We start from the raw sequence: 26,338 nt of genomic DNA, 5'->3' as shown, positions 1-26,338 counted from the left end.
CTTATCGATATACGGTTAATAACCTGAGTTAGGCCGTAATGGTTTTAAATTGTTTCCAAGGTTCATCCAGCGCGATGCTTTGAGGTTGAAACCAACAAAGCTCGATATTTTCTGCAATAATGGTGCGCAGGGTTGGTACATCTGGAATGGTGTTTAGGGCAATCAACTGATACCCAATGTTTCCTAAGGTGGACGCTTCAATCGGGCCTGTGCTCACAGGGACTCCGCAAGTGTTGGCGCAGAGTTGGTTAAGTAGGGCATTTTGGCTACCACCACCGACGATATGCAGCTGTTGTAATGGGGCATGGTTTATTTGCTGTAATTCAAGAAACACTTGACGATAAAGCAGTGCTAAGCTGTCGAAAACACAGCGAGCTAGCTCAGCGATAGTATTTGGGACGGGTTGTTGGTTTTCCTGACAAGCCTCTTTAATGGCCTGGCTCATCGACTCAGGGTTTAAGAAGCGGTTATCATTGGGGTTAATAAGATAAGTGAAGGCAGGGATAGCTTCTGCTGACTCAATTAGGCTGCAAATATCTTGCACGTCATGTTCAAGACAAATGCGTTGGAATAACCATAACCCCATAATATTCTTTAGGACACGGTAGTGGCCATTTACTCCACCTTCATTGGTAATATTGGCAGCAAATGCGTATTCACAAGTACAAGGAGTAGTACGTTCGAGGCCCATTAATGACCAAGTTCCTGAGCTTAAATAGGCACTATGGCTATCGGTTATCGGCGCCGCAATAACAGCGCTAGCCGTATCATGGCTTGCTACGGCAATCACCGGAATTTTTTTACCTTTGGGCGTTTGCCAGTGGCCAATGATATTACCTGGTTGCTTGATTTCACCTAATAAACGGCGTGGTATTTGTAGATACTCGACTAACTCATCATCCCAATCACTTGTTTCCAGGTTAACCATTTGGCTGGTGGAAATATTGGTATATTCATGGTTGATTTGCCCAGTCAAACGGTATGCGAAATAATCAGGGATCAATAATAAATGGTGTGCTTGTTCCAGCCATTGAGGGTGTGATTGTTGCAAGGACTTCAATTGATATAAGGTATTGAAAGGGAGAAATTGGATCCCTGTTTTTTGGTAGATATTTTGAACACCAAGGTCGGTTTGGACTTGCTCCATGACACCTTGGGTGCGGTTATCACGGTAAGAGAAATTGCGACCGACGGTGGCACCATCACGGTCAAGTAGAACATAATCAACGCCCCAAGTGTCGATGCCAATGCTGTCAATATGGATGCCAGATTGCTCTATATGGTGTAAGCCAATCCGTATTTGAGCCTCAAGATCATCCAGATCCCAATAACAATGATCACCTTCAGTGATCAAATGGTTTGTAAAACGATGAATTTCATCTAATGATAATTTTTTATTATGCACATCATAGCAAGCCAACATGACACGACCGCTAGATGCGCCTAAATCAATAGCAACAACATGGCGAATATTCATGACTTTTTAATCTCTATTACTTAACTTATAGTCATATACTAGAGATAGTGAATAGTGAGCGCGTTTAATAGAGCGTCACTAAAAAGGAAAAATGGCAATATATTTAAAGTCGTAGTGATCTTATTCACAGACTTGAAATCTCTCAGTGTTTTTACCAGAACCATTTAATCAGGAGCGAATAATGAAAGACCCTCACCATATAGCCGAATGGGCTAAAGTTAGAGAAACCTCAATTGAAATTGCTCAAGCTATTTTTGAATTAGCGAATAATGATGAAGTATTAGCGGAACAAATTTGGGAAGAAGGTTCTGATGAAGTTTTACCTCTGGCCTTCTCGAAGACCACCGCGGATAGGCTATATTGGGGGGAAGAAACCATCGAAAGGAAAAATGTATAATTCGTTTTGTGTTCTTCTGAAGAGATAAAAACCTCGCGTTGGCGAGGTTTTTATTGGCGATCATAAGGTGTTAATTTATCTTACTTGCCATTAAAAGATGAGATATTTTGAGAAGGGCGTAAAAACAAAAGTAAGATAGCCATCACAAAATGACCATTCGCTTTGTGACTATTTGTATAGCAGTAACAGTTGGTTGGATTATTAGTAATAAGTACGATAAGTCAAGCACTGAGAGAAATATTAGTGCCTAGATATGAAGGTCAGCTGGAAATATCGTATTTTTTTAATCGGCGATACAGTGTCGCAATACTTAAACCTAATATTTGTGCCGCTTCTTTCTTTCCTCCCATGGAGTAACCCGTTTTTTCAAGTACGTGTTGTATGGTTTCTTTCTCATAATGGTGTACAGGCAGCGCAGCGGTTTTTGTAATGGAATGTATTGATTCTGTTGATGAATTTGTTTCTGTAATATACTCAGGTAAATGGCTATGGTTCATTTCAGGCAGATCGCCTTGCATTACATAAATATACTCGATGACATTACGCATTTCACGTATGTTACCCGGCCAATGATAGCCATATAAATAATTCATTACTGTATCAGGGATCTTTTGCTTTTCTCTATCATATTGCATTGAAAATTGGTCAGAAAAATATTTCGCTAAATCAGCAATATCCTCACGATGCTCCCGTAATGCAGGAACAGGGATCGGCACAACATTTAATCGGTAATATAGGTCTTCTCGAAACGTTTTGTGTTCGACCATCTCTAATAAATTTTTGTTTGTGGCTGCAATAATGCGGACATCGGTAGGTATTTGGTTATTTGAACCAACTCGGGTGATGGTTTTATCTTGTAAAACACGCAGTAGCTTAGCCTGTAATAACAAAGGCATATCACCAATTTCATCGAGAAATAGGCTACCTCCATGGGCTAATTCAAACTTACCTATACGCCCTTTAGGATCTGCTCCGGTGAATGCGCCTCTGATATAGCCAAAGAGCTCGCTTTCAAGGAGTTGCTCTGGTATTGCCGCACAGTTTATGGTGACAAAGGGCTGAGCATGTCGAGCACTTTGTGTATGTAGAGCATAAGCGACGACCTCTTTTCCTGAGCCACTTTCCCCCGTGATCAGTACATTTGCATGACTGACAGCGACCTTCTTGATGGTTTGTTTGAGGTTCATCATAGTCAATGAATTACCGATTAACTGTGAAGGGGCTTCGCTGATTTCAACGGATGATTGATTGACATGAGTAATATAATCACGGGCGTCCTGAAAAATGATCATGGTTAACGTATCATTTTCCAGTGAAGTAAAAGTAACATTACGGCAGAGTACATGATAGCGTTGGCCTTCTAATTCTAACCATGCTTCTTCATCGCCATATAAAATATCCCCTGTAAGTTCAAAGGACAGTGATAGGCCTATAATATCTTTATTAAAAAAGCGGGATGCAGAGCGGTTGGTATGCCAAATTTTTTGTTGGCTATCGATGGCTATTACGCCTCTATCCATAGCATCAATTAATCGCCGAAATGCATGTAAAGATTCTTGGGCTCTCAAGCGTTCAAGACACTCAAATACCTTACTCGATATCATTTCGGCTATTTGTTCGATGAATGTGATGAATTTATTGAGTTGCTGAAGTAATACGGCTCGCTGTTGTTTGGTCGAGCAAATAATGCCAATGACACCAATGACTTTACCATTTAAAAAAATCGGTGCGTTAAGGTCTAATTCTTCCGTACAGGTTTCTCTATTTTCACATAGATGGCAGAGGTTATTTTCCCCAGGATCTTTAATTAATACGGTTTCTTGTACTCGTAAAACATGACGATAAATATAGCCGTTACGTGAAACGTTTTGATTAAGCATGTGTTTGTAATAACCCGTTCCTGCAATACGGATCAGATATTCATCAATAATTTCGACATCTGTTCCGGTCACGCCAGAAATAGCTTCTGCGTAATGGCAAATTTCATTTTGGATAGTACTCAGAATGGATGTCATTTTTTCCCTTGTTATCAAAATTGATAAATATTAATAAATTTAATTGAGGTGATAATTATAATTTTATTTTTAAATCAATATATTAAATTATTTATATATCGCCATCACACTATTTATCATATTTGATAATTTATCAATGAGGTAAATCAATGATATCGAATTTAGTAAAAGCAATTCTATATGGTTTATTTTAAATTTTGTTTTATATCAACTGGCTACATTATTTTCTCATTATAATTATACGTAAATGCCGATCTTGGCATGTGTATTGCTACCTAAGCTGTAAACCTATTTTTTATTAAGACTTAATTGTCTTGTTTATTAATAATAAGTTCATGAGGTTTTCCATGCAGGAGCAATTAAAGTACTACATTAATCACAGCCGTTTTAAGCAGAAACCTACGGCGAACCTTGCCTCTTTTTCGCAAGCTGAATTACATAAAGCGTGGCAATTTCACCGCTCAATTCCTGAGTATGCACCAACACCGCTCTATCATTTACCTGCACTCGCCAAGTCATTAAATGTCGGACAGATTTACTTAAAAGATGAGTCTCAACGCTTTGGCCTCAAGGCATTTAAGGCATTAGGTGGCGCCTATGCAATGGCCTGCCATATCGCCGAAGAGTTGGGGAGAGATATCTCTGAGCTTCCTTATAACGTTATGGTCAGCAATGAGGTTAGAGAACAATTAAATGGCATTACTTTTGCCACCACGACGGATGGTAATCATGGGCGAGGCGTGGCGTGGATGGCACGTCAACTTAAACAAAAATCAGTAGTTTATATGCCTAAAGGTTCTTCCCATGAACGCTTAGATGCCATCTTGAATGAAGGTGCGACCGCAGAAATTGTAGATATGAATTATGACGATGCGGTACGTATGACAGCCGAAATGGCAAGAAAATATGGCTGGGTGGTGGTGCAAGATACCGCTTGGGCTGGCTATGAAAAGATCCCGCAGTGGATTATGCAAGGTTACAGCACGTTAATGTTTGAAGCTTTGTCACAGTTACATGAAGTGAAACCGACACACGTTTTTGTTCAAGCTGGTGTTGGCTCATTTGCTGGCATGGTGCAGGGGATGTTAACGGCACTTTATGGAGAGGATAGACCGAAAGTGATTATTGCTGAAGCTCAAATTGCGGATTGCCTTTACCGTTCAGCGGTTGCTGAAAATGAGGAAGCGATCTCTGTTGGAGGCGATCTACAAACAGTTATGGCTGGGCTGGCATGTGGTGAAGCCAATATTGCAGGTTGGCAATTATTACGAGACTACGCCGATGCTTTCTTTTCTTGCCCTGACTTTGTCGCAACGCGAGGGATGCGGATATTAGGTAACCCATTACCGACTGACCCTCCGATTGTTTCGGGTGAATCTGGTGCTGTCACTACAGGGTTACTTTCTATTTTAATGCAGTCCCAAAATTATGCTGATGTGCGCAACAGGCTGGAACTGAATGAAAATTCACGCATTTTGCTTATCAGTACTGAGGGCGACACGGATATTCAACGTTATCGGGATATTGTTTGGGATGGTGAGTTCCCAAGCTTTGGCCAATTTTAATCGGGGTGAAAAATATGTTTTCAGAAAATCGTCTTAACGAAGTCATCAAGAATTGTCAGGCTTTAGTTCGTGAAAAAAGTTACTCCGGTGAAGAGGGCAATGTTGTCCGTGTTATTAAATCCATGATGGAAGATTATGAATTTGATGATATTCATGTTGATAGATACGGCAATATCATTGGTGGAATTGTAGGGAAATACCCTGGAAAAACGCTGGTTTTTGATGGACACATCGATACGGTTCCAGTCGATGAAAGCCAATGGACGCAAGACCCATTTGGCGGAGAAATTAATGACGGCAAAATTTATGGCCGTGGTACGACCGATATGAAAGGTGCAGTTGCTGCCATGATTTCAGCCATTGGTTTTTTTGGTCAAGACAATCTGCGTGAGTTTGCTGGGAGAGTTTATGTTTCCTGCATCGTACATGAGGAATGTTTTGAAGGTGTAGCGGCACGCCTAGTCACTGAAAAGTATCATCCTGATTATGTGGTTATCGGCGAGGCTTCTGAGCTTAACCTGAAAATTGGCCAACGTGGTCGCGCAGAGGTGGTGGTAGAAACATTTGGTAAGCCAGCCCACTCCGCAAACCCGCAAGCGGGTATTAACGCGGTTTATAAAATGGCGGCATTGGTTGAAAAAATTAGAACATTAACTCCGCCTGTTCACCCCGTTCTTGGTTTAGGGATCCTTGAATTAACGGATATTAAATCTTCACCATATCCCGGCGCATCGGTTGTCCCTGAATATTGCCGCGCGACTTATGACCGTAGGTTATTGGTTGGTGAAAGCAAAGATAGCGTAATTGAACCTATCCAAAAAGTGTTGGAAGAAATGATTCAGTTGGACCCCGAATTTAAAGCGCGGGTGTCTTATGCCTATGGTACGGAATCTTGCTATACCGGTAGTACCATTGAAGGAGAGCGTTTCTTTCCCGGTTGGGTGTTAGATGAATCGGATGAATTTGTGCAGTGTGTTTTATCGGGACTTAAAAAAGTCGGTATTAACCCAACCATTACCCAATATTCATTTTGTACCAACGGTAGCCACTATGCGGGGGAAGCCAATATTCCTACGATTGGCTTTGGGCCTTCCAGAGAAAATCTGGCTCACACCATTGATGAATATATCGAAATTGGACAATTAACAGGCTCAGTCAAAGGCTACTACAGCATAATTTCTAGTATTTACAATAATAACAAATAGTTATCTTTTGATGCCTTAGTGACTACTAAGGCATTGATAAAGGAAGAGAACAATGAAAACACTATTTAAAAATGCCACCATCATTGACGGTACAGGAGAAAGTCAGTATCACAGCGACTTACTTGTTAATGAAGGTAAAATTATTCAAATCGGCGATATTAGCGCCAACACTCAGGACCAGGTTATTGATGCAACCGGTAAAATCATTTGTCCCGGTTTTATTGATACGCACACTCACTCTGATTTATCGGTGTTATTAAACCCCGCAGTTTCCGCAAAAATTCGCCAAGGGATCACGACTGAGTTGTTGGGGCAAGACGGCGTTGCATTGGCACCTTTGCCTGAACAATATATTTTCGCGTGGCGTAAAAATATTGCTGGCCTCGATGGTGACTCTGATGAGATTGACTGGCACTTCAAAAATACAGCGGGATATCTCAACATGTTAGAGGCGCGAGGAAGCGCTACGAACCTCGCTTATCTTGTTCCCCACGGTAATATCCGTATGGAAGCCATGGGATTAGATGGTAAGGCATCGACGCAGGAAGATGTCGCCAAAATGTGCCAGATTCTTGAGCGAGAGTTACAAGCAGGGGCCTATGGGCTATCTACAGGCCTTATCTATATGCCTTGTGCTTTTGGCGATACCGCTGAGATCACCGAACTTTGCAAAGTGACAGCCAAATATAATGGGATTTTTGTGGTTCATCAGCGCAGTGAAGCGGATGACATCATTCAGTCGACTCAAGAACTTATTGATATTGCTCATGCATCCGGAGTTTGGCTACATATTTCTCATATGAAGGTCTGTGGTAAGAAAAACTGGTCACTGATCGATGAAATGCTATCGATGCTTGAACAAGCACAGCAAGAAGGAATACGCATCTCTTTCGACCAATATCCTTATGTTGCTGGTAGCACCATGTTAGGGGTGATTTTACCGCCGTGGGTGCATGCAGGTGGTACGGAAAAGCTACTCGAACGCCTGAAATCTTCTGAATTACGCCAACGTATGATTGACGATATCGAAAAAGGGATCCCTGGGTGGGATAACTTCATTGATTTCGCTGGGTTAGATCAAATCTTCATTACCAGTGTGAAGCAACAGAAAAACCAAGATGCAGTAGGTTTAAACTTAGTTCAACTTGGAGAGTTACGTGGTAAAGACCCTTATAACGCCACTTTTGACCTGTTATATGAGGAAGATAATGCCGTTGGAATGGTGGATTTTTATGGGACAGAAGAGCACGTGATTAAATTTTTGTGCCGCCCAGAGCAGAATGTTTGTACGGATGGCTTAATGGGGGCAGGTAAGCCTCATCCCCGTGTTTTTGGAGCATTTCCTCGAGTACTTGGGAAGTATGTACGCGAAGAAGCTTGTTTAACTTGGGAAGCAGCGATTCGCAAAATGACCGGCAAACCAGCAGAGGTTTTGGGATTAACCAATAGGGGATTACTTAAAGAGGGTTACCAAGCCGATATCGTAATGTTAGACCCACATACCATTATAGACAAAGGTACTTTTGTTGAACCAAATCAATACCCTGAAGGTATCGAGCTTGTGATGGTTAATGGTCGAATTGCGCTGTTTAATCACATTGAAAGTTATGCCTGCAGTGGACAAGTTTTACGGAAAGGAACGCTGAGTTGATCAATCAATAATAGCTGCAACACAGTCTCTTTTTCGCTGTGTTGTGACATAAAAATCGTTGGAGATAGTTATGTTTGACACAATTATTAGAAATGGGCATTTAGTTCTTGAAGAGGGTACGGTTCGCGCCGATTTGGCAATTAAAAAAGGCAAAATTGCTGCTTTACTTGGCCCTGATGAGCCCGCTGAATGCCAAAAAGAAATTGATGCGCAAGGCCGATTAGTTCTACCCGGTTTAATTGATGCGCATATGCACACACAGGCTCCATTTCAAGGGATTTCCCCGCAACTTACCTTTTATCAGCAAAGTATTTGCGCCGCATTTGCGGGTGTCACAACCTATATGGATTTTACCAATACTTGGAAAGGCTCAAGTGTTCTTCAGGCGCTAGATGACCGTATTGAGGAAATGACTGAGTCTGCGATTGATTTTAGTGTACATGGCAAATTTGTTGAAGCTAACGAGCAGCTATTAGATGAAATTCCACTTCTTGCGGCAAAAGGGTGCCCAACATTTAAATTATTTATGACTTACCGTAAAGAAGGTGTGATGGCAGATGATATGACTCTGATGCAGGTCTTTAAACGTGCAAAAGAAAATAACTGTATGCCATTGATCCATGCGGAAAGTAATGCGATAGCAGAAACCGCGGTGGATGAGTGCATCAAAAATAACACCCTAACTTGGCGTGACTTTGCCAATAGTAAGCCCGTTATTTGTGAAACAGAAGCCTTTGGCCGCGTGGCTAAACTCGCTGAATCAGTTGGTGTTCCTCTTCTGATTGTTCATACCACAAATGGTCCTTGTCTAAACATTGCACAACAAGCACAAGAGCGAGGCCAAAAACTGTATATCGAAACGGGCCCTCACTATTTAACGCTGTTCGATGAACTCTATGATGATATTGAAAATGGGCATCTGGCCATTTGTTCGCCTCCACTGCGCACTCGTAAAGAGCGGGATGAACTTTGGGATGGCATTAAGAACGGTACGATCACCTTGATTGGTTCCGATGATTGCACTTTCACTCGTGAGGAAAAGGAAAAGGCTTTACAGCGCGATGCCAATGGCAAAATTATCCCCGATTTTACTAAGGTAGTGAATGGGTTATCTGGCCTCGAAATCCGTTTTAATTTGATGGTAACCGAAGGTGTAGAGAGCGGAAAAATCACTATGAACCAAGCGGTTGCACTATGTAGCACTAACATTGCGAAAACCATGGGATGTTATCCACAAAAAGGGACGCTATTACCTGGAGCTGATGCTGACATTGTCATTTTTGATCCGAATGAGGAATGGGTTATTTCAGCCAATAACTTACACAGTGGTGCTGGCTATAGCCTACATGAAGGATATAAAGCGAAAGGAAAAGTTAAAACAACCCTTTTACGTGGCGAAATCATTATGGATAACAACACCTTTATGGGAAGTAAAGGCCAAGGGAAATTTATTAAACGTACTTTGAAATTAAACTAAAACGACAATAAATATGAGGCTAGACTCATGAATAATGGACAAAATATTTCACAGGAATTGCTTGCTAAAGCCAATCAGGAATTGTTACCTACACAGGAAAAAGACAGAACGTTAAAGACGCGCGACTTGCTGGTGCTTTGTTCATCGATGGTGATCAACGTTGTGGGGTTGGTGATCCCCGCTCAAGTACTTTTAAGAGGAGGATATTCCCCTATTGAAGTGTTAATTGCTTGTTTTTTCGGTTTTTTATTAGTCACCGTGTTAATTACGTTAACTGGTGATATCGGTACACGTTACGGTGTTCCTTTCACCATTTTTATTCGCGACTGCTTAGGAAAACAAGGGGCGAAAATTGGTGCGATATGTCGAGCCATCGTCTGTTTAACATGGTGCGGTGTGATTTTATTTTTAGGGACACAGGCGATTAATGCGATTATCGAAATTGTCACTGGGGTTTCCATGTTTTGGGTGATATTCATCACTTATGCATCCTTACAGCTATTCAATGCAAGCCGTAACGTAGACAGTATGAGTAAGTTTGGCACATTGGCAGTCCCCATTTTGGCATGCGGATTGGTGTCATTGGTTGCTTGGTTATTACAAGAACACCAAATTTCTTTACCCGATATTGTGACGGCTTCTCCATTAGAAGGAACCGGGTTCAGCTTTATTACTGTTATTGCTATCTTTAGTGGAGGATGGTTATCTGAAGCTCTAAATGGCAGTGACTTAACCAGAAAGCTAAAATTACCTGAAAACAGTGCATCAAGTAGCTTCTTTGCTCGTAATAAACGCACTATCTTTTGTTTTGGGCTTGGGTTTGTTGGTACAGGCTTATTGCTCACTCTTGCAGGGTTGATTAGTGCTTATCTGACGAAAAGCGATAACCCTATTGGGATGCTACAAATTGCTTTTGCTGATAACGCAACCATATTAATTATTAGCTGTATTATCATTGTATTTGCACAATGGACCGTCAATACCTGTGCGAATATTTTTCCCGCAACATTAATTATGCTTAATTTCTTCCCTAAATTAACTTTCGCAAAAGCGACATGGCTAGTTGGGTTGATTAGTATTTTAATGATGCCATGGTTATTATTAAGCTACCTTGATTATGTGCAAATGATTTTCTCTGCAATACTCGCTCCCATATTGGCGATTATGCTAGTACATTATTACCTTATTCGTAAATGTCATCTTAATTTAGAAAACCTGTACAGCGATGATATTCCTAACTGGAGAAAACCGGGTATTACTGCGCTAGTGATTGGGTTGGTATCAGGTATGATAGGTTATAATTTTGCATTCTTTATTGCATTTCCGATTACAGCAATTATTTATTATCTACTAGCAAAGAAAGCCAATATTTAAAAATAGTAATAAAATAAAGCCAAATTTTAATTATTCAAATATTAGCCATTTAACTAAGTGGGGCACTAACGCTATTTGAATATTGATTATCTATATAATAAATTTAAACTTGTTTTTATAATTTATTTATTATCCTAGAAATAAGTATGATGAATGCTAAAAAGGCGTCTATATTTTAGACGCCTTTAACAATGAAGATATTTAATTAACGTTGGCTATCAAAGTAATTCGATATTTGTTTAAGATTGGCACCAGTTGCAAGGGCGAGTTGTAAGAGAATGCGAGACTTTTGTGGGTTTAAAAAGCCAGACCCGATAGCAAATGATTTACTACTCACATAGCCAGAGCCTGTTCGGGTTGCCATCACAACAGGAATACCTTTGTCACTGAGCTGCTTAATTGCCTCCTCCATGTTACTTGAGACATTTCCATTACCACTGCCCGCAACAATAATCCCTTTGGCTCCGCTATTGATAGCGGCATGAAGCATAGCTGGGGTCTGGTCTTGGTAGGCATAAATAATTTCAACATTAGGGAGTTTATCTACCTTACTAACATCGAAAAAAGTACGGTCAACAGGCTGTGCAGGGGTATAGTAGAATTTGGGTTTTCCACTGACAAAGACTCCAAGATAGCCAGGTTCATAAGATTTAAATGCATCAGGAGTGGTTGAGTTTGCTTTGGTGGTATAAAAAGCAGAACCAATGCGGTCGTTTAAAACTACCATGACTCCGCGATTTTCAGCTTTCTTATCCGCAGCAAGTACGACGCTTTCAAGCAGATTCATTGGGCCATCTGCACTGATAGCGGTTGCTGGTCTCATGGCTCCGACAATAACGATAGGCTGTTTATTTTGGGTGGTTAACTCTAAGAAGAACGCTGTTTCTTCAATTGTATCCGTCCCATGGGTGATAACGACGCCTTGTTGTTTTCCTTCATTCAGTAAATGATTAACACGTTTACTGAGATTTAATAGGATCTCGCTGCTAATATTGCCGCTGATGGTGTTAGAAATCTGTTCTCCTTTGACGATAGCAACATCGTTGATTTCTGGCACGGCATTGATTAACACATTAATACCCAGTGAGCCCGCTTTATAGTCGGTGGTATCAAGGTTGGATTTGGAGCTTCCTGCGATGGTCCCCCCAGTGGCTAAAATAGTTACGTTGGGTTTAATGGCATCAGCTGCGAGTGAAACAGAGGTATATAAGATCAGGCTAGAAAGTAGTGTATTTAATAATGTCTTTTTCATCATATTTCCTTAAAAAAACCTTATAACATCATCCGCTATAAGGTTTCATAATTGGCTTATATTGATTTGCTGTTTTTATACGGATAAACGTTGTAGTAACCCTGTAAAGATTGAAAAACCAGTGAATAGCTGTTCTTCATCGATATCAAATTTGGCTTGATGGTGGCCAGCTTTGATATCAGATCCAATCACAAAATAAGCGGCCTTTCCGCCATGAGCTTGTACGCGTTTAATCAACAGTGTGGCATCATCACTGCCATTAAAATTCATGGTGCGCTGTACTTTTTTTACGGCTGGAATAGTTTGGGCTACTTCGGTGATATAGTCAGTCATTTCATCGTCAGGAATGAAATCAACGGCTTCCCCCATGACCTCAGTTTCGAGTTCAACATCAAAGCTGAGTGCTACACCACGTGCACGCCTTAAGGCTTCTTCGGTCATGTAATTGTTAATTTTTTCATTTTCGCCACGTACTTCAATTTGCATTTGTGCGTATGAAGGGATCACATTACGGCCTTCTCCTGCGTTTAATACCCCGACATTAGCGCGGGTCATTCCTTCACCGTGGGTAGGTAGGCTTAAAATCTGGATAGTCGCGTTACAAGCGGCGAGTAATGCATTTTTTCCGGCATGTGGCTCCATACCTGCGTGTGCGGCTTTACCTTTAAAACGTAGATCCATTTTTAATGTCGAAAGGTAACGTTCCGGTGCGGCTACAATCACTCCACTTGGGATATCACAGCCAAGATGCCCGCAAGCAAAGTAATCAACATCATCTAGAATGCCACTTTCGGCGATAGGTTTTGCTCCGCGTACACCTTCTTCAGCTGGCTGGAAAATGAGTTTAATAACACCTTTTAGTGAACTATTTTTATTTTCCATCAACCATTTTGCGACACCGAGGCCGATAGCCATGTGCCCATCATGGCCACAAGCATGCATATAGCCTTGATTAGTAGAGTTAAATCCTTCTTGATTTGGAATGTGCTCTGCCGTATCGGTTTCTTGTACATTGACACAATCAATATCAAAACGAAATGCGATAGTGGGCCCCGGTCGTCCGGTATCAAAGATTGCTGCACATCCTGTGTAGTCGCCGATCCTTTCGAGTAGCGCATCATCGACTCCACGTTCTTTGGCTGCGTGCTTGGCTTTTTCAACAATGGATGGATTGCGCCCACGAATAAAATCAGGGTTGATGATCTGCTCCCCTGTTAATACGTGGTGCCCCATTTCTTCAAGTATTTTAATTAAGGTCGCCGTGGTATAAAACTCTCCCCAACCCGTTTCTGGGTAACGGTGGAATTGACGTCGCCACGTAACTAATGAGGCATTATCTATTGTAGTCATTTTTATTTTCCTTTTAATAACCCATTCTACGCATACAGAAAATATGCATAAATTAACGTTGCTATCGTGCCTACCGCTAAAGGTACAGAGGTTCTTTTCACTACTTCAACAGGACTCACTTTGATAACCGATGCGACAATAATGACGACAGCTGAGACTGGAGAGATTGCTCGAACTAAGTTAGACGTAAATTGCATTGGAAGAGCAACCATAATTGGATCAACATGGGCTTGATTAGCTATAGATGGAATTAATTCAATGAAAGAATAAAATACCGCATTACCACTACCGCTAATAAAGGTGATTAATGCTGTTAAGCCGGAGAAAATAAACATTAATCCAACGCCTGCATTATTCACGTTTTTGACCACGCCCGAAATCATATCGATGATGCCAATAGCATTAAGGCCAGCAACAAGCGTACCTGCGGCAACAATCAGAACAACAACTTGAGAAAAGCCTTCACCCATGCCTTTAAAAAAGAGCCCAGCTTGAACCATTTGTTCTTTTGGATTGCCTTTACGGATAAGTTCAGTGGCAAATGCAAGAATAAAAGAGAAGAGTGTGATTTCAACAAGCCCCACTTTGATTTCTCGAAAACAGAGTCCTAAAACGATAATTAGAATAAGTGGAACGAGCGGAAATAAGGCGTAGTAGGCAGGGGGGAGTTCTTTATTACCTTCGAGTTTACTTTCATCAACTTCAGTAAATGCGGATGCACCTTGGCGCTTATCCATATACTTTTGCCAAAAATAGTGTGCAAATCCCATTAATAATAAAACAGGAAGTGAGACAACAGCATGGTGTAACGTGACGTAGTCGACAACATGTTCAAAACCCAGTAATCGAGCCGCAACAACATTATCACCCCCTAGTGGTGTTGGCATAATTGTCGCCGTAGTTGCAATAATACCTGCCGCTGTCATTGATGACATTTTGGCAGCTCTTAATATTGGATATAAGGTCGCCATTAAAATAACGGCTAATGAAGCTGCGCTGGGGATCACTAATGATAGTAAGTTTCCTAACCAAAAAACGATTGGGACTAGGATATAAGGAGAACGAATTTTTGAAATAGGTTTTGCGACTAAATGAACGGCTGCATCGTTTGCACCAATGCGTGACATATAAGAAGAAAAACCAAATAGGACCATGATTATGATCCCTGCGCCACCAAACTGTTTTATAAACCCTAGCTGTATTTGTTTTAGTGGATCAAGCCAAATATTCCCTGTACTTTGTTTTATATCTAAAATGGGCATCCCTAACATTGCTGCGCTGAGCATCAGCGCAATACCAGCAGTGAACAATACAATCTTTGCTTCGTAGTTCTTCGCAATTGCATAACCCGCCAGTATCAACACTATTACACTGATAAATATAACAGTCATAGCTGCCTCTCATTATTATTTCTTTATTGGAAGTATCTTCACAGGAAGATATATCAATATTAGTAATTCGCTTTTTAATATCAATCAAAAAACGTACTATAATTGATTTTTATCATGAACAATTACTTTTCTTTCACCTTGAATCTAATCCAACTTGTATCTTCTTATAGAGTATCTTAATGTGAAGATATATTTTTATTGAAATTGTGGTAAAAGTTCAATGACGATGAGAAAAGTATCTTTAGTGGGTATCACACTAGCGCTAAGTGCCGCTTTTTTATGGGGTACTGCGGGGACGGCTCAAAGCTTTGTACAGGGTGCAACAGCACCTTACTGGATTGGTGCATTTAGATTACTTGTTGCGTGTTTATTCTTCCATTTGTTGTTTTTTTATCGTGGTGCAAGCCGCCAATCACTAAAAATAAATGAGCGACAGCAAAGCGAAAATTCTTCGAATAGGTCAAGGAGATATTGGCGATATATTACTATCGCAGGTATTTGTATGGGATTATATAACTTAACGTTTTTTGCAGGTATAAAGGCGACAGGGATTGCCATTGGTACAGCAACAACTATTGGTAGCGCACCTATTTGGGCTGGCTTAATGCAGGCGATTCTTCTCAAGAAATCCCCATCTTTACTTTGGTGGCTTGGAACTTTTTGTGCGACGGCTGGAGGGACATGGATGGTTCTTTCTCAAAGTAGCAGTTGGCAAATCAATACGGGGGGCTTACTTATTTGTTTAAGTGCTGGCTTTTGCTATGCACTTTATACGTTGATGAGTAAGAAATTGGTTAGCATTGATTCTCCATTAACCATTACTAAGCATACATTCAGTATTGCTATATTTATCGCGGTTCCAATTGCTTGGATACTAGCGGGAACGCCAACTGTCAGTTGGGTGAGCATTGCAGTCATATTTTATCTTGGATTATTAACAACTGGAGTGGCTTATCTTTTATATACTCAAGCTTTGAAACATATTAGTGCTCCAACAGGAGTGGCATTGGGTTTAATTGAACCAATTGTGGCATTTTTCCTGGCGATCGTTGTTGCCCATGAAAATGTTAATATGTTTGCTATAGTAGGGCTATGTTTGATTTTGGCTGGGTTATGGTTAGTTTTAAAGTCTGAGGGACGGGTCAGTAAAAAACCTAACTAAAGTGATTAAGGCAAAATGAAGACAGCTCAATGTGAGCTGCACCCTGAGGTTTATTCCAACTTTGGGGTTTTTTATTAAGCCCCATTTTTTTCGTTGAGCTCAGATTTTTGTGATTGAATAAGTTTTTTCAGTAGCATTGCGAGTTGATCTTTATTTTCGTCATCTAATCCTTGAACTAATGATTTTTCAATCGCGACGTGAGTTTCCACAGCTTCAAGGGTTAGCTTTCGTCCCTCTGGTGTTATTTTTACAATCACACCACGTCTATCCGCAGGATCTGGAATTCTAACAATAAATTTCTTTTCTTCTAATCGATTAATTCGGTTAGATAACCCACCGGAGGAAATAAGGATTTTTTTTTGAAGTTCTTTTGGTGAAAGCTGACGATCAGGATTCCTAGCAAGTGCTGCTAGTACCTCAAACTCACCCACATTTAGATTATAACGAGCGAGATTGGCATCAATAAATTGAGAAATATAATGGCTCATGCGTACTATGCGGGCGATAATAGGCAAACCACTCAAGTCTAATGTAGGGACGGTTTCCAGCCACTCTTGTATTAGTGTATCAACAAAGTCTTTATCTGACATTTTTTTGATTTCTTTCATGACTAAAATCCAGTATTGAGCTTATTTGTATACTAAGTCTGAATCAACCTAACTCTTTATATTTTCAATATAAGTTTATCATGAAAAAGGAGCTTTTCACATACTTACCCCTATTCAGAGTATTGAACTAATCGGAGTGTCAGTAGAAACTCAATTTTTACATTTGACTTAATATAAGATTTTTCGATTGCATGTTCTTTTTATAATTTAGCATTGGTAGCTATGTATTGTCACATTTGAATCGGTAATACATACCTATGATTGGCTTTTTATTACATTAGTGGGTACCGTCCGGTTCAGGCGAGTTTATATCGTTAGGACTTTTAATTCTAAACTCAAATTATATCATGTGGTTGCTGGTTTTTTCGCTAAATTTGCCAAATGGTTTAGCTTGCAGATATACCTTTGGTGAAGTGAGAGTGCCACATCGAGTACCAGCAATGCACTGGTTATTCACTTTGCGGTGCTAGTGGATTTCAAGTTTTCTATCGGGTTAGAAATATTATTGAAATGAAAAGGTTACAGCTTATTAATATTCATAAAAGCAGCGTATTCTATTTAAAAATACGCTGCTAAACTACCAAGTTAGTGAATTGGGTTCGAAGGCTTTGATTAACTAATTAAATGCAATAATGACGACTGCATTTCCTGTGTAATATCCAGGCGTTACCGTTCCTGATGCATGCAATTCAGAAGTGAATGTAAATGAATTCGCCGCATTGTTTCCAGAAATATTCATGTTCGCGCCATTCCAGCCATTTTGATTATTAATTAATGGATTTGAATAAAAGTTAGAAGTCGAATTTAAATATACATAACGCTCACCCGTGGTTGAACGAGCAAATAAATTGATATTTGTCGCCTGTGTACAAGTGATATTGCCAGAAACTGAGTTTGTTTTACCATTTAAACTCGTGTTACTGAGCGCCCCGTGATTAACAAAAGAAGGCAAAGAAATACTACATGTTTGATTTGTAGGTGGAATTTTACCACAAACGCTACCTGGCCATTGGATTGCATTCCTAACTCCCGGGGTTGGTTTATGGTTGACATAAAATAACCCAATACAAGTTGCATTTGGGCTATCAATGACAAACGATGCACGATAAGGAATTCCTTTTGCACTACGAAAAGCCGCTGCGACTTCTTCCGCTGTTCGATACTGGTTAATTCGAATGCAGTTACCATAATCTAAGCAAGAGCCACTCAACGACGGCGCACCAGATGCATACAGAACATCAGGGCCTACCCAGCATTCTGTTGACCCATAACAAGGGTTAGTGACACCACTTGCTTCACTCCAAGAAAGAATGTCCATCTCAACACGAGGCCAGGCTCCAGAGGTCATACTCACAGGCATTACATACGCAATCGCATTGGCTGGGCGAGAAGGAAATAGAGACGCTAATGCGATGATTAATAATAAAATACTCAAACGGCTTGTATTTAACATTCCGTATATTTTTGCTTTTTTCGCATACATAATGATTTACTCATAATCTAATTTGAACGTGGCACTCGCAGCCCATGAACCGAGTACAATTGATTTATTTTGCAATGCAACTGGCTCAGCTCTCACATACGCTTGAAATCTTAGGTCATTATTATTTCCGGTATATAACCCTTGGGTATAACTGCCACTATTAATTTTGATTGCCGCACCGGAAATACTTTCAATACCAACAGCCACGCCAGTTGCTTGGCTTCCTGCATCTAATGCCAATAAACCAGGTAAAGCTGAATTTTCTGCGCCAATAAATGTGACTTTCACTTCATGGCCTAATGCTAAATCGCAATTGATTAAGCGAATGGTAAAAGGTTGGCTATTTGTTTGAGTATTTAGATACAGGTATTTATCCACTATCGTACCGAAATCTAATTCAATCGATTCGTCGCCTGGATAAACGTCACAAGCATCTTCAATTAGCGTGCCATCAAACTCCACATTTGCAGAAAAAGCCGCAGTGGCACCCAAAAACCATAAGCTAAAGGCAAAGCTCATATTACGTTTAATATTCATAGTTATGACTGCCGCCTCCTATTCAAAAATAATGGTTAACGTGCCTGATGCAGTAAAATTATCCCCTACAAGTTCGCTTCCTGAACGCATGACAGGAACGGCTGAAAGGGATGGTAATGAAGCCGCATTAATCAAAAAGGCTTCATTCAATGGTTGAGGTTGGCCATTTTTTTGAATTTGAATTCCTAATTTGCCATTATTCAACGGTGTCACTGTTCTTAATGTCGCATTATCAAATCCACTTCCTGCAGGTGTTCCTCCGAATATCAAGCTGATATCCCACGGTTGTGTCATATCGCCAACACAATTTAATTGAAAAGGAATAGATTGCTTGAAGGCGGTACCGTTGATTTTTCGTACACCCACTTTACCGAATGAAACTTTTATTGGGTCGTCATGGCTTAATTGGCAAACAGGAGGAATAATTAGCGTGCCATCAAATGCCCAATTTGCTTGCGCTGAAGATATGGACATCACCATTATAAATCCTGCCATCCAATGCTTAATTTGATTGTTATTCCACATAATCATTCTCACTGATACTCAATTTTCAGTGTTGCCAGTGCTGTAAAAAATCCGCCATCGGTATTTGTAAAATTGGCATTATTGTTTTTTACTGGGGCAACCTCTAAGGTTGGCAGCGCTGTATATAACACATTGAAAGGCTGGTTAATAACTTGCTTAGCATTGTTCACATAAAAGGAAAGACCGAGTTTTGGGTTACTCGTTTTCAATGCACCATTGCTATTAAATGATGTTCCATCGCCGACAAGCGTGAGCTTTATGGCGTTTTTCGCTAGATTTGTGCAGCTGAGTCTCATCGGTACAGTACGCTTGTATTGAACTCCATCAATACGTGGAAGCAATATATCGCCAAAATGTATAGTTTCTTGTTGGTTGTTATTCAAAATACACTCGGGCGGTGTCACCAATAATCGACCTTTTAGCTGGATACCAAGTGTTGATGCTTGGCTTTGGCTAAACAGGCTAAGCATCATGCAGACCGAGAGAAGATAACGGAATAATTTCATTGATATCATCCTATTGGTAATCCAATACCATCGTGAGATTGCCCGTAAAATCCCCACCTGATGTTAAGTTTACCCCTGTAGGTTTAACGGGGACGGCATACAAAGCAGGCGAATTCCCATAATTAAAATTGAGTGTTGCGCCATTGCTGAGTCGGGTTCCATCACGGTAAATGGCAATACCTAAATTCGGGAGATTGGTCGTCACGGATGACTCACCATTAATTTGCCTATCAGTCCATCTCAGCGTCATCTTTAATGTATTCTTATATAAGCCATTACATATCAAGTTGTAATTGATAGGTGAGCGCCCATAAGCACCGTCAATCTTTGCCTGATGTATATCGCCAAAATCTACAGAAGTCGTTGTTGCACCGCCAAGGGTACATTCCGGCTCACCGTATACCGTCACACGAATTTGGATATTAGTGCTGAGATTTGCAGCGATAGCTTTGTAAGAAAAGCTGAGTGAAATCAGAGCACCAAAGAGAATTACCCCAACTAGGACAAGTGCTTTAAAGCATATCGTAAGAAAATAAGCTCCTCTCATCTCCATGCCCCTATTCATAACTTACCTGGAATCTAATTAACGCCTGATAAGCTCCAGCATTTAGTTGAGCAGAGGTACGTACTGGCGTTACATAGTAAGTTAATTGGTTTTGCCCAGGTGAAACCAATTGTGGTGTACTGTACTCACCTAAGTTAATTGGTGAACGCGCTGCATTACTTAATTGCAGGCCAATCCCCTGAACACCGATAACAGCTGCCAAGCGCGGGTCTTGGGTATCTATAGGAGCCAAAAAGCGGATCTTCATTGACGGCATTTGTTGGCTCCACAAAAGATTCCCCTGTGCAGTGCGGCTGCGACTTTCACCACTTAGACAATCTTCTAAACGCAGTTCAATCGCAACAGGGTTACCAGTTTGCCCAACATGCTGAAGCTGTCCTGTACCCACAGTACCTAAATTAATAGTTTGATATGCTGATGACATTGCTAAACGACAAGCACTTTCCGTCAAAGCTCCATGGACATATAGCGTGCCATGTGAACCATCTACATCCCAGCTATCAACTTTATTTAGGGCTGTTCCCATCGCCATGCTACTGAATAAATTCAGTGCTAAACTTCCTAAGCCCACATAACGGAGCATCCTGCTTGTGTTTGCCATGATATTCTCCTGCTATCTCATCGCGCATTTCAGATCAGTCTATTTTTTTTCAGGTACCACATGGCAGCTATTTCCCTGACATGTAAACGACAGTGTTGGACGACCACCGTAATCATTGATATAGGTCAGCACAGGTTTATTGCCTAATGCGTCTGCACTGACGTTCAGTGCTTTGCTGCTTTTTGGTGCCACCATCACTGGCTCAAACCCTGCGACTGTCTGTCCATTTTTGTTGGGGACTGCATCGACAAAAGAAACGTAATAGGCAGTTGGGTTATTAATCGTATACTGGTTACCCTGACGCGTAAGAGTCACTTTTTCCTGCCATGGGTTATCCATTTGTTCACGTGTTGGAATGATTGATTTTGGTCGATAAAACAATTTAATACGTGTCTGTAATGCCAGTTGCAGCGTATTGGGTTTATCACTTTTCGGTGGAATCTCACGCAAATTAAAGTAATACACGGATTCTCTGTCTTGCGGCAGAGAAGCGGCACTTGGCAGAGCTTGGATTTTGATTTGGCTTTTTGCCCCCGGCTCAACACGCTGTACCGGTGGCAATACCGTAAATGGGTCGCTTATTTTTTCACCTTTCTCATTTTCCACCCAACCTTGAGCGAGATAAGGTAATTGTTTGTTTTCGTTGCTGATGTTTAAACTGATCGATTTTTCGTCTCCCGTAATAATCGCTCGAGTTCTGTCTAAGGCAACTGCCGCTTGAGCAGAAGATAGCGTTGTTGAAATCAACACAACACCAGCCAATGCGAATACTGCTTTATGGGCGTTTTTTTTGTTCATCAATTTGTTTTTCATCATGTTATTCATCATATTGTTATCTTCTATGGTTAAGGAGCACTCATCGCTCTTTGCGTACCACTCATTTTTATTATTTTTGTAACCAGCGGCTTGACTCCTTTGGCGCTGTTCTTTCAACAACAGGCACAACGAGTTCTGATGCTCTCGGCATTGCTTCTAATGCACGACTCGCTGATTGTGTTTTTATGGTCGCTGGCGATGTGGCTTTTGCTCCCGGTTTGTGGCACGGTAATAACCAGCTTGCCTGTAAATATTCATCTTCTGGCAAGGTATCAGGGAGTGTGATTTCACACTGCACTTGGTCATCCCAACGAACTTGCAAGGTATCTTTTGCGTTTAAACCAGTGAGATAGGTATTTCCATCATCACCCACCATACCGACTTGCTGACCACGACCGTTTAAGACAATTGCCCCGAAAGGTGGTGTGCTATTGTCCGACAGCCTTAACAACGCCATCGCACTGTTTCCTGCGACAACATCAAATTGACGGTAGCCAATTGCCCCTTCCGTTAAAGTGCCTTGCTTTATAGATTGAGACACTTGCGCTTCATCTGGTAATGCATTCAAATCAACGCTAATTTGGTTACGGTAATAGCTATTCACGTCACTAATAACGGCTTGTCCAAAGCGGTTAGTGCGCACAATCGAGCCGTAACCACGTAATGGGATATTAGGTACTCCATCGGTATCAACAAATATGCGAGTACCACCAATTTGGCTACCACGATGCAGTACGGCACCTTTCTCCGTTGCGGTGAAACCACCTTGTAAAGAGAACCCCGCAGATCGATAACGGTCTTGTTGGTATGTTGCGTTCGCGTTGAGCTGTGCTAAGTCTCCCTGATGAGTGTAATAGCCGCTCACAAGTGCACCTGAACGTGCCCATCCGGTACTTAACTGATAGTTATTTCTTTCATCGATGGTGCTGTAGTAACTCACGCGCTGTGAGTTATCATTTTTATCCCAGCTACTGTTATAACTAATGGAACTTTTTTCACCCCAAGGCACTGTGAGTGATGCGTATACGCCATCATCATTGTTTTCACGATAACGATTTCGATATGCCGTCAAGTTGAGGCTAAGATTCTTCCATTTACCAATATCAAAATAGCGAGCTAACGAAATACTATAGCGGTCGTTATCCGGTTGATCCCAATAGGTTTGATGGTAATAATTGATGAATGCACTTAGCCCTAACTCTGAAAATTGTTGGTTATAAGAGATGGTATACATTTCTTTGCTGTTGTATTGGCGTGCACCCGTTTCCTGCGCATCCAAATACTCAGACATACTCATAAAACCTTGCTCAGAGAATCGATATCCTGCAAATGTCACTTGGCTGTTATAAGTATCAAAACGTTTAGAGTAACTTAAACGATACGAGCTCCCGCGATACGTTTTATTGCCAATATCACCTAAGTTGGTTAAATGCGCCCGAGCATGAGTAATATCGAATGACAATGCGCCGAATACCATTAAGTCACGACCAATCCCTATAGCCGCGGATGCATAGTTTTCTGCACCAATTCCACCACCATACAGTGACCAGCCGTTGTTAACCCCCCAAGAGAATTCGCCACTTGCAAAGGTATCGCCACTAACATGATGGCGCCAATTTGTTGGGCGCCCTGCGGCTAATTTGTAACGCAGTTGCCCCGGGCGTGTTAAATATGGAACACTTGCAGTATTTACAGTGAAAGTCTGTGTTGAGCCGTCTTGTTCTTTAACTTCAACATCGATTTGCCCAGCTAATGCATCATTTAGGTCTTGGATACGGAATGGGCCCGCAGCGACTTGAGTTTGATAGATAATGCGTCCTTGTTGGCTAACGATGACGGTTGCATTACTTTTTGCTACCCCAGTAATTTCTGGTGCGTATCCACGTAGATTAGGTGGTAGCATATTGGTATCGGTAATCAGGCTAAGCCCTGTAAATCTGAAACTATCAAAAATATCAGAGGTTAAATAATCTTCACCTAAGGTGAGTTTTGCGCCTAAGGATTTGATTGCTCGGTAGACATAATAACGAGTCCAATCTAGTGATGTGGTCGTGCTTTGCCCTTGCTGCTTATCAATACGCATTTGCCAGTCAGCACGAACACGCCAAGCACCCAAGTTAACGCCAGCAACCCCATTACCGCTGGTACTGTAGTTGGTTTGTTGTCCTGAGCGGGTTTGTTGGCCCACTTGTGCATTTAAGTTGTAATCAAACAATGCGCCGGGTAATCCTTCTTCCCAGCGTGCAGGAGGATCCCAATTCTCAGCTGTATATTCGAGGTAGGCTTGCGGCAAACTAATATACATAGCCGAAGTTGCAAGGTCGGCTTTAACTTCAGTTCCGGGTAAACTTTCAAGCGATAAACATTGTCCTTCGTGCCACCACTTTAACGTCGACATCAATTCAGGTTTGATACCGAATTTTTCAACTAAAGCAGGGCTCAGGCAAGGGAGGCTTTCATTCGACTCACCTTCAGGTGCATAGTAAAAGACAGTTTCTTCCGGCATGCTTTGCTTGTTTAAGAAAACCGTAAAACTGTATTCACCAGGCATGAGATAGCCTGGACGCGCAAATTGGCTTAGATCAATGTTGTTACGATCATTGACGTCTAGCATATCCATATTAAATTTAATATCGGATGCGTGACCACCAAAGCTAATAGCCAACGCGACTAAAAGCCCTAATCTGCAAGGCCGAGTTATCTGTAACACAGGCGTGTGAATGAAATTCAGGGTCATCATCTCGACCTTCTTTTGCGTTCTTTTATCCGTAATGTCATTTCGCTCACGAAGCTCATCCTACAAAGGGGAGTTTCATTTATAAGAGGAACCGACTATTCATAATCCAGTTTGAAACGTAATTGACTGTAGTATTGGCCTGATGCCAATGGGCGGTTATTCGCCACCAACCGTAGCCGATAGGTGAGATCTTTTGTTCCAGCTGTTAGGGAGCTCACTGACATTCCTTGGCCAGGTATGGCAATTTCACCATCTCCCTCACGTTGAATTTGTAATCCAACACCTTGAGCTTGTCCGTTCACACCAAATAACCCCCTGTCATGGGAGCCATCGAATGTTACGCGAAAGTATTGCCAATTCGGTTTGTCAGGATTTTGGCGTTCAAGAACACAATTCACTAATCGGATAACAAAAGGGCGAGCAGGTCCTTGCCCATCACGGCGAATTTGAGTCAGCGCAATACTTCCCATATCAATAGTTTGATCACGGCTGCCGACATCAATTGCACATGCTGTTTCAATAATGCTTCCATTCATACTCACTGAGCCTTGAGCATATGCAGTTGATACCGCAGTCAACGTGCCTATACTTAAGATCAATGAAAACACTCCACTGGTTATCGAATTATTCATTGCTCCCTCTCTTACACCCAATTCAGTCGGAATGAGCCAACAAATTAATTTGTTGGCTCAAGATGAATTACTCGTAAGACAGAGTGAAATCCGCTACTGAGCTAAAGTCACCGGCAGTGATAGTGTCGATATCGCCACCATTACCTTTTAAGTAAGCAGCGAAATTCAGTGTGTTGTTACCATTTTGAATTTGTTGGAATGGTGCTGCTGTTCCTAAAGTCACCACATTGCCGCTACCATTAGTGATCTGAACACCAGCGCCTGCGCCAGTACCAACAATACCCAGTGTTTTATTGGTATTGTCGAAAGATGCAGCAGCACCACTAAAGGTTAATTGAACACCTTTAGTCAGTTTAGTGATATCACAGTTCTCTAAAGTGATTTCGAATGGACGTGGAGTTGATTTACCGCCATCAACTAATGCCATGTTAGAAATTTGACCTAATTCAACTGTTTGGTCGATTGAGCTAGGAGAGATTGAGCATGGAGCATCGATAATAGCGCCTTTGAACGTTACTTTACCGTGGCCTTGATCTGCTGCGTTTGCTGCAGAAGCTAATCCCAGAGCCATAAAAGTTGCCATTGCAATAGATTTCATTTTCATGAATATAAAGTCCTATGTTTATTGTTAAGTAAAGAATGAGTGTCAGTTTTCATTGCTCATTGCAGACACTCTATTTGCAATGAACTGGAAAAAAGCAAAGCACCAGTATTTGATTTAAAAAATCAAATACTAAAAATGAAATTGAATTTTTAATAATTAAAAAATATATTTAGTCTTCTATTAAAAAAACTTGAATTGGTACTTTAAATAACTCAGATAATTGAGATAAAAAATCAATGTTAATATGGTTAACTCCTGATTCATAACGGGAAATTTGCTGTTGGCTTACGCCAATATATCTCCCTAGTTCCTCAGCAGTTAATTTCATTTCTTTTCTGTGTTTTTTTATTTTTTTTCCTACAATAATATTAAATGTTGGTTTTATTATATTTTCTGACATAAGGTTAA

Annotated in this window: 24 protein-coding genes; 7 read left to right on the top strand and 17 right to left on the bottom strand. The window is 41.0% G+C overall.

Annotated elements, in window-relative coordinates; all coding sequences use genetic code 11:
* Window positions 1-28: 28 nt before the first annotated feature.
* Window positions 29-1,477 (bottom strand): rhamnulokinase, encoded by a 1,449-nt coding sequence (gene rhaB / locus PR834_RS13725; RefSeq protein WP_272536715.1) that lies wholly within the window; start codon window positions 1,475-1,477, stop codon window positions 29-31.
* A gap of 181 nt (window positions 1,478-1,658) precedes the next feature.
* Between rhaB and PR834_RS13720 the strand changes: the two genes are divergently transcribed.
* The gene (locus tag PR834_RS13720) at window positions 1,659-1,874 is read left to right on the top strand and encodes a YccJ family protein (RefSeq protein WP_047756975.1); all 216 of its coding nucleotides are present in this window, start codon (window positions 1,659-1,661) and stop codon (window positions 1,872-1,874) included.
* A 260-nt stretch (window positions 1,875-2,134) separates the two neighbouring features.
* Here PR834_RS13720 and PR834_RS13715 read toward each other — a convergent pair whose 3' ends face one another.
* Window positions 2,135-3,889, bottom strand: coding sequence for a sigma 54-interacting transcriptional regulator (locus PR834_RS13715; protein ID WP_272536714.1), 1,755 nt, complete (start codon window positions 3,887-3,889; stop codon window positions 2,135-2,137).
* A 347-nt stretch (window positions 3,890-4,236) separates the two neighbouring features.
* On the opposite strand from PR834_RS13715, the gene dpaL reads away from it, so the two are divergent.
* From dpaL to PR834_RS13690, 5 genes are all read left to right on the top strand, one after another.
* A complete protein-coding gene (gene dpaL / locus PR834_RS13710; RefSeq protein ID WP_096865086.1) occupies window positions 4,237-5,454 on the top strand; it encodes a diaminopropionate ammonia-lyase in 1,218 nt (405 codons plus the stop codon).
* Window positions 5,455-5,468: 14 nt separating this feature from the next.
* Entirely contained in the window at window positions 5,469-6,659 is a 1,191-nt protein-coding gene (locus PR834_RS13705; RefSeq protein WP_004259679.1) for a YgeY family selenium metabolism-linked hydrolase, read from the top strand.
* Window positions 6,660-6,711: 52 nt separating this feature from the next.
* Complete coding sequence (locus PR834_RS13700) at window positions 6,712-8,310, top strand: N-acyl-D-amino-acid deacylase family protein (RefSeq protein ID WP_164565590.1); 1,599 nt, start codon at window positions 6,712-6,714, stop codon at window positions 8,308-8,310.
* A 70-nt stretch (window positions 8,311-8,380) separates the two neighbouring features.
* Window positions 8,381-9,787 (top strand): dihydropyrimidinase, encoded by a 1,407-nt coding sequence (gene hydA, locus PR834_RS13695; protein ID WP_110591107.1) that lies wholly within the window; start codon window positions 8,381-8,383, stop codon window positions 9,785-9,787.
* 27 nt (window positions 9,788-9,814) lie between these two features.
* A complete protein-coding gene (locus PR834_RS13690; protein ID WP_004259669.1) occupies window positions 9,815-11,161 on the top strand; it encodes a cytosine permease in 1,347 nt (448 codons plus the stop codon).
* Window positions 11,162-11,366: 205 nt separating this feature from the next.
* Here PR834_RS13690 and PR834_RS13685 read toward each other — a convergent pair whose 3' ends face one another.
* From PR834_RS13685 to dcuC, 3 genes are all read right to left on the bottom strand, one after another.
* The gene (locus PR834_RS13685; RefSeq protein WP_262960857.1) at window positions 11,367-12,416 is read right to left on the bottom strand and encodes an asparaginase; all 1,050 of its coding nucleotides are present in this window, start codon (window positions 12,414-12,416) and stop codon (window positions 11,367-11,369) included.
* Between the two features lie 72 nt (window positions 12,417-12,488).
* Window positions 12,489-13,763 (bottom strand): amidohydrolase, encoded by a 1,275-nt coding sequence (locus PR834_RS13680; protein WP_004259661.1) that lies wholly within the window; start codon window positions 13,761-13,763, stop codon window positions 12,489-12,491.
* A gap of 26 nt (window positions 13,764-13,789) precedes the next feature.
* Window positions 13,790-15,154, bottom strand: a complete 1,365-nt coding sequence (gene dcuC, locus PR834_RS13675; RefSeq protein WP_004259659.1) for a C4-dicarboxylate transporter DcuC — start codon at window positions 15,152-15,154, stop codon at window positions 13,790-13,792.
* Between the two features lie 220 nt (window positions 15,155-15,374).
* On the opposite strand from dcuC, the gene PR834_RS13670 reads away from it, so the two are divergent.
* A complete protein-coding gene (locus PR834_RS13670; protein ID WP_004259656.1) occupies window positions 15,375-16,316 on the top strand; it encodes a DMT family transporter in 942 nt (313 codons plus the stop codon).
* Between the two features lie 74 nt (window positions 16,317-16,390).
* Here PR834_RS13670 and PR834_RS13665 read toward each other — a convergent pair whose 3' ends face one another.
* From PR834_RS13665 to PR834_RS13610, 12 genes are all read right to left on the bottom strand, one after another.
* Window positions 16,391-16,924 carry a MarR family winged helix-turn-helix transcriptional regulator gene (locus tag PR834_RS13665; RefSeq protein WP_004259653.1) on the bottom strand — a complete coding sequence of 178 codons (534 nt, stop codon included), beginning with the start codon at window positions 16,922-16,924 and terminating at the stop codon, window positions 16,391-16,393.
* A 616-nt stretch (window positions 16,925-17,540) separates the two neighbouring features.
* Window positions 17,541-18,407 carry an MrpH family fimbial adhesin gene (locus PR834_RS13660; RefSeq protein ID WP_004259647.1) on the bottom strand — a complete coding sequence of 289 codons (867 nt, stop codon included), beginning with the start codon at window positions 18,405-18,407 and terminating at the stop codon, window positions 17,541-17,543.
* Window positions 18,408-18,413: 6 nt separating this feature from the next.
* Window positions 18,414-18,944: a fimbrial protein gene (locus PR834_RS13655; RefSeq protein WP_004259646.1), complete on the bottom strand. Its 531-nt coding sequence runs from the start codon at window positions 18,942-18,944 to the stop codon at window positions 18,414-18,416.
* 18 nt (window positions 18,945-18,962) lie between these two features.
* On the bottom strand, window positions 18,963-19,475 hold the full coding sequence (locus tag PR834_RS13650) for a fimbrial protein (protein WP_004259643.1): 513 nt from the start codon (window positions 19,473-19,475) through the stop codon (window positions 18,963-18,965).
* A 2-nt stretch (window positions 19,476-19,477) separates the two neighbouring features.
* Window positions 19,478-19,975: a fimbrial protein gene (locus tag PR834_RS13645; protein WP_231136053.1), complete on the bottom strand. Its 498-nt coding sequence runs from the start codon at window positions 19,973-19,975 to the stop codon at window positions 19,478-19,480.
* Between the two features lie 10 nt (window positions 19,976-19,985).
* A complete protein-coding gene (locus PR834_RS13640) occupies window positions 19,986-20,522 on the bottom strand; it encodes a fimbrial protein (RefSeq protein WP_228677414.1) in 537 nt (178 codons plus the stop codon).
* A gap of 10 nt (window positions 20,523-20,532) precedes the next feature.
* Window positions 20,533-21,141: a fimbrial protein gene (locus PR834_RS13635; protein ID WP_112307645.1), complete on the bottom strand. Its 609-nt coding sequence runs from the start codon at window positions 21,139-21,141 to the stop codon at window positions 20,533-20,535.
* 39 nt (window positions 21,142-21,180) lie between these two features.
* Window positions 21,181-21,969: a fimbria/pilus periplasmic chaperone gene (locus tag PR834_RS13630; protein ID WP_036958076.1), complete on the bottom strand. Its 789-nt coding sequence runs from the start codon at window positions 21,967-21,969 to the stop codon at window positions 21,181-21,183.
* A gap of 58 nt (window positions 21,970-22,027) precedes the next feature.
* Window positions 22,028-24,697 carry an outer membrane usher protein gene (locus PR834_RS13625; protein ID WP_110591111.1) on the bottom strand — a complete coding sequence of 890 codons (2,670 nt, stop codon included), beginning with the start codon at window positions 24,695-24,697 and terminating at the stop codon, window positions 22,028-22,030.
* A 92-nt stretch (window positions 24,698-24,789) separates the two neighbouring features.
* Entirely contained in the window at window positions 24,790-25,326 is a 537-nt protein-coding gene (locus PR834_RS13620; protein ID WP_004259625.1) for a fimbrial protein, read from the bottom strand.
* 67 nt (window positions 25,327-25,393) lie between these two features.
* Entirely contained in the window at window positions 25,394-25,930 is a 537-nt protein-coding gene (locus PR834_RS13615; protein ID WP_004259621.1) for a fimbrial protein, read from the bottom strand.
* A gap of 169 nt (window positions 25,931-26,099) precedes the next feature.
* Window positions 26,100-26,330, bottom strand: coding sequence for a helix-turn-helix domain-containing protein (locus PR834_RS13610; RefSeq protein WP_110591112.1), 231 nt, complete (start codon window positions 26,328-26,330; stop codon window positions 26,100-26,102).
* Between the last annotated feature and the right edge of the window lie 8 nt (window positions 26,331-26,338).

Source organism: Providencia sp. PROV182 (assembly GCF_028480325.1).
Lineage (GTDB): Bacteria > Pseudomonadota > Gammaproteobacteria > Enterobacterales > Enterobacteriaceae > Providencia > Providencia hangzhouensis.
Note: the sequence above shows the minus strand (reverse complement) of the source record. Positions and strands in the feature narration are given on the sequence as shown.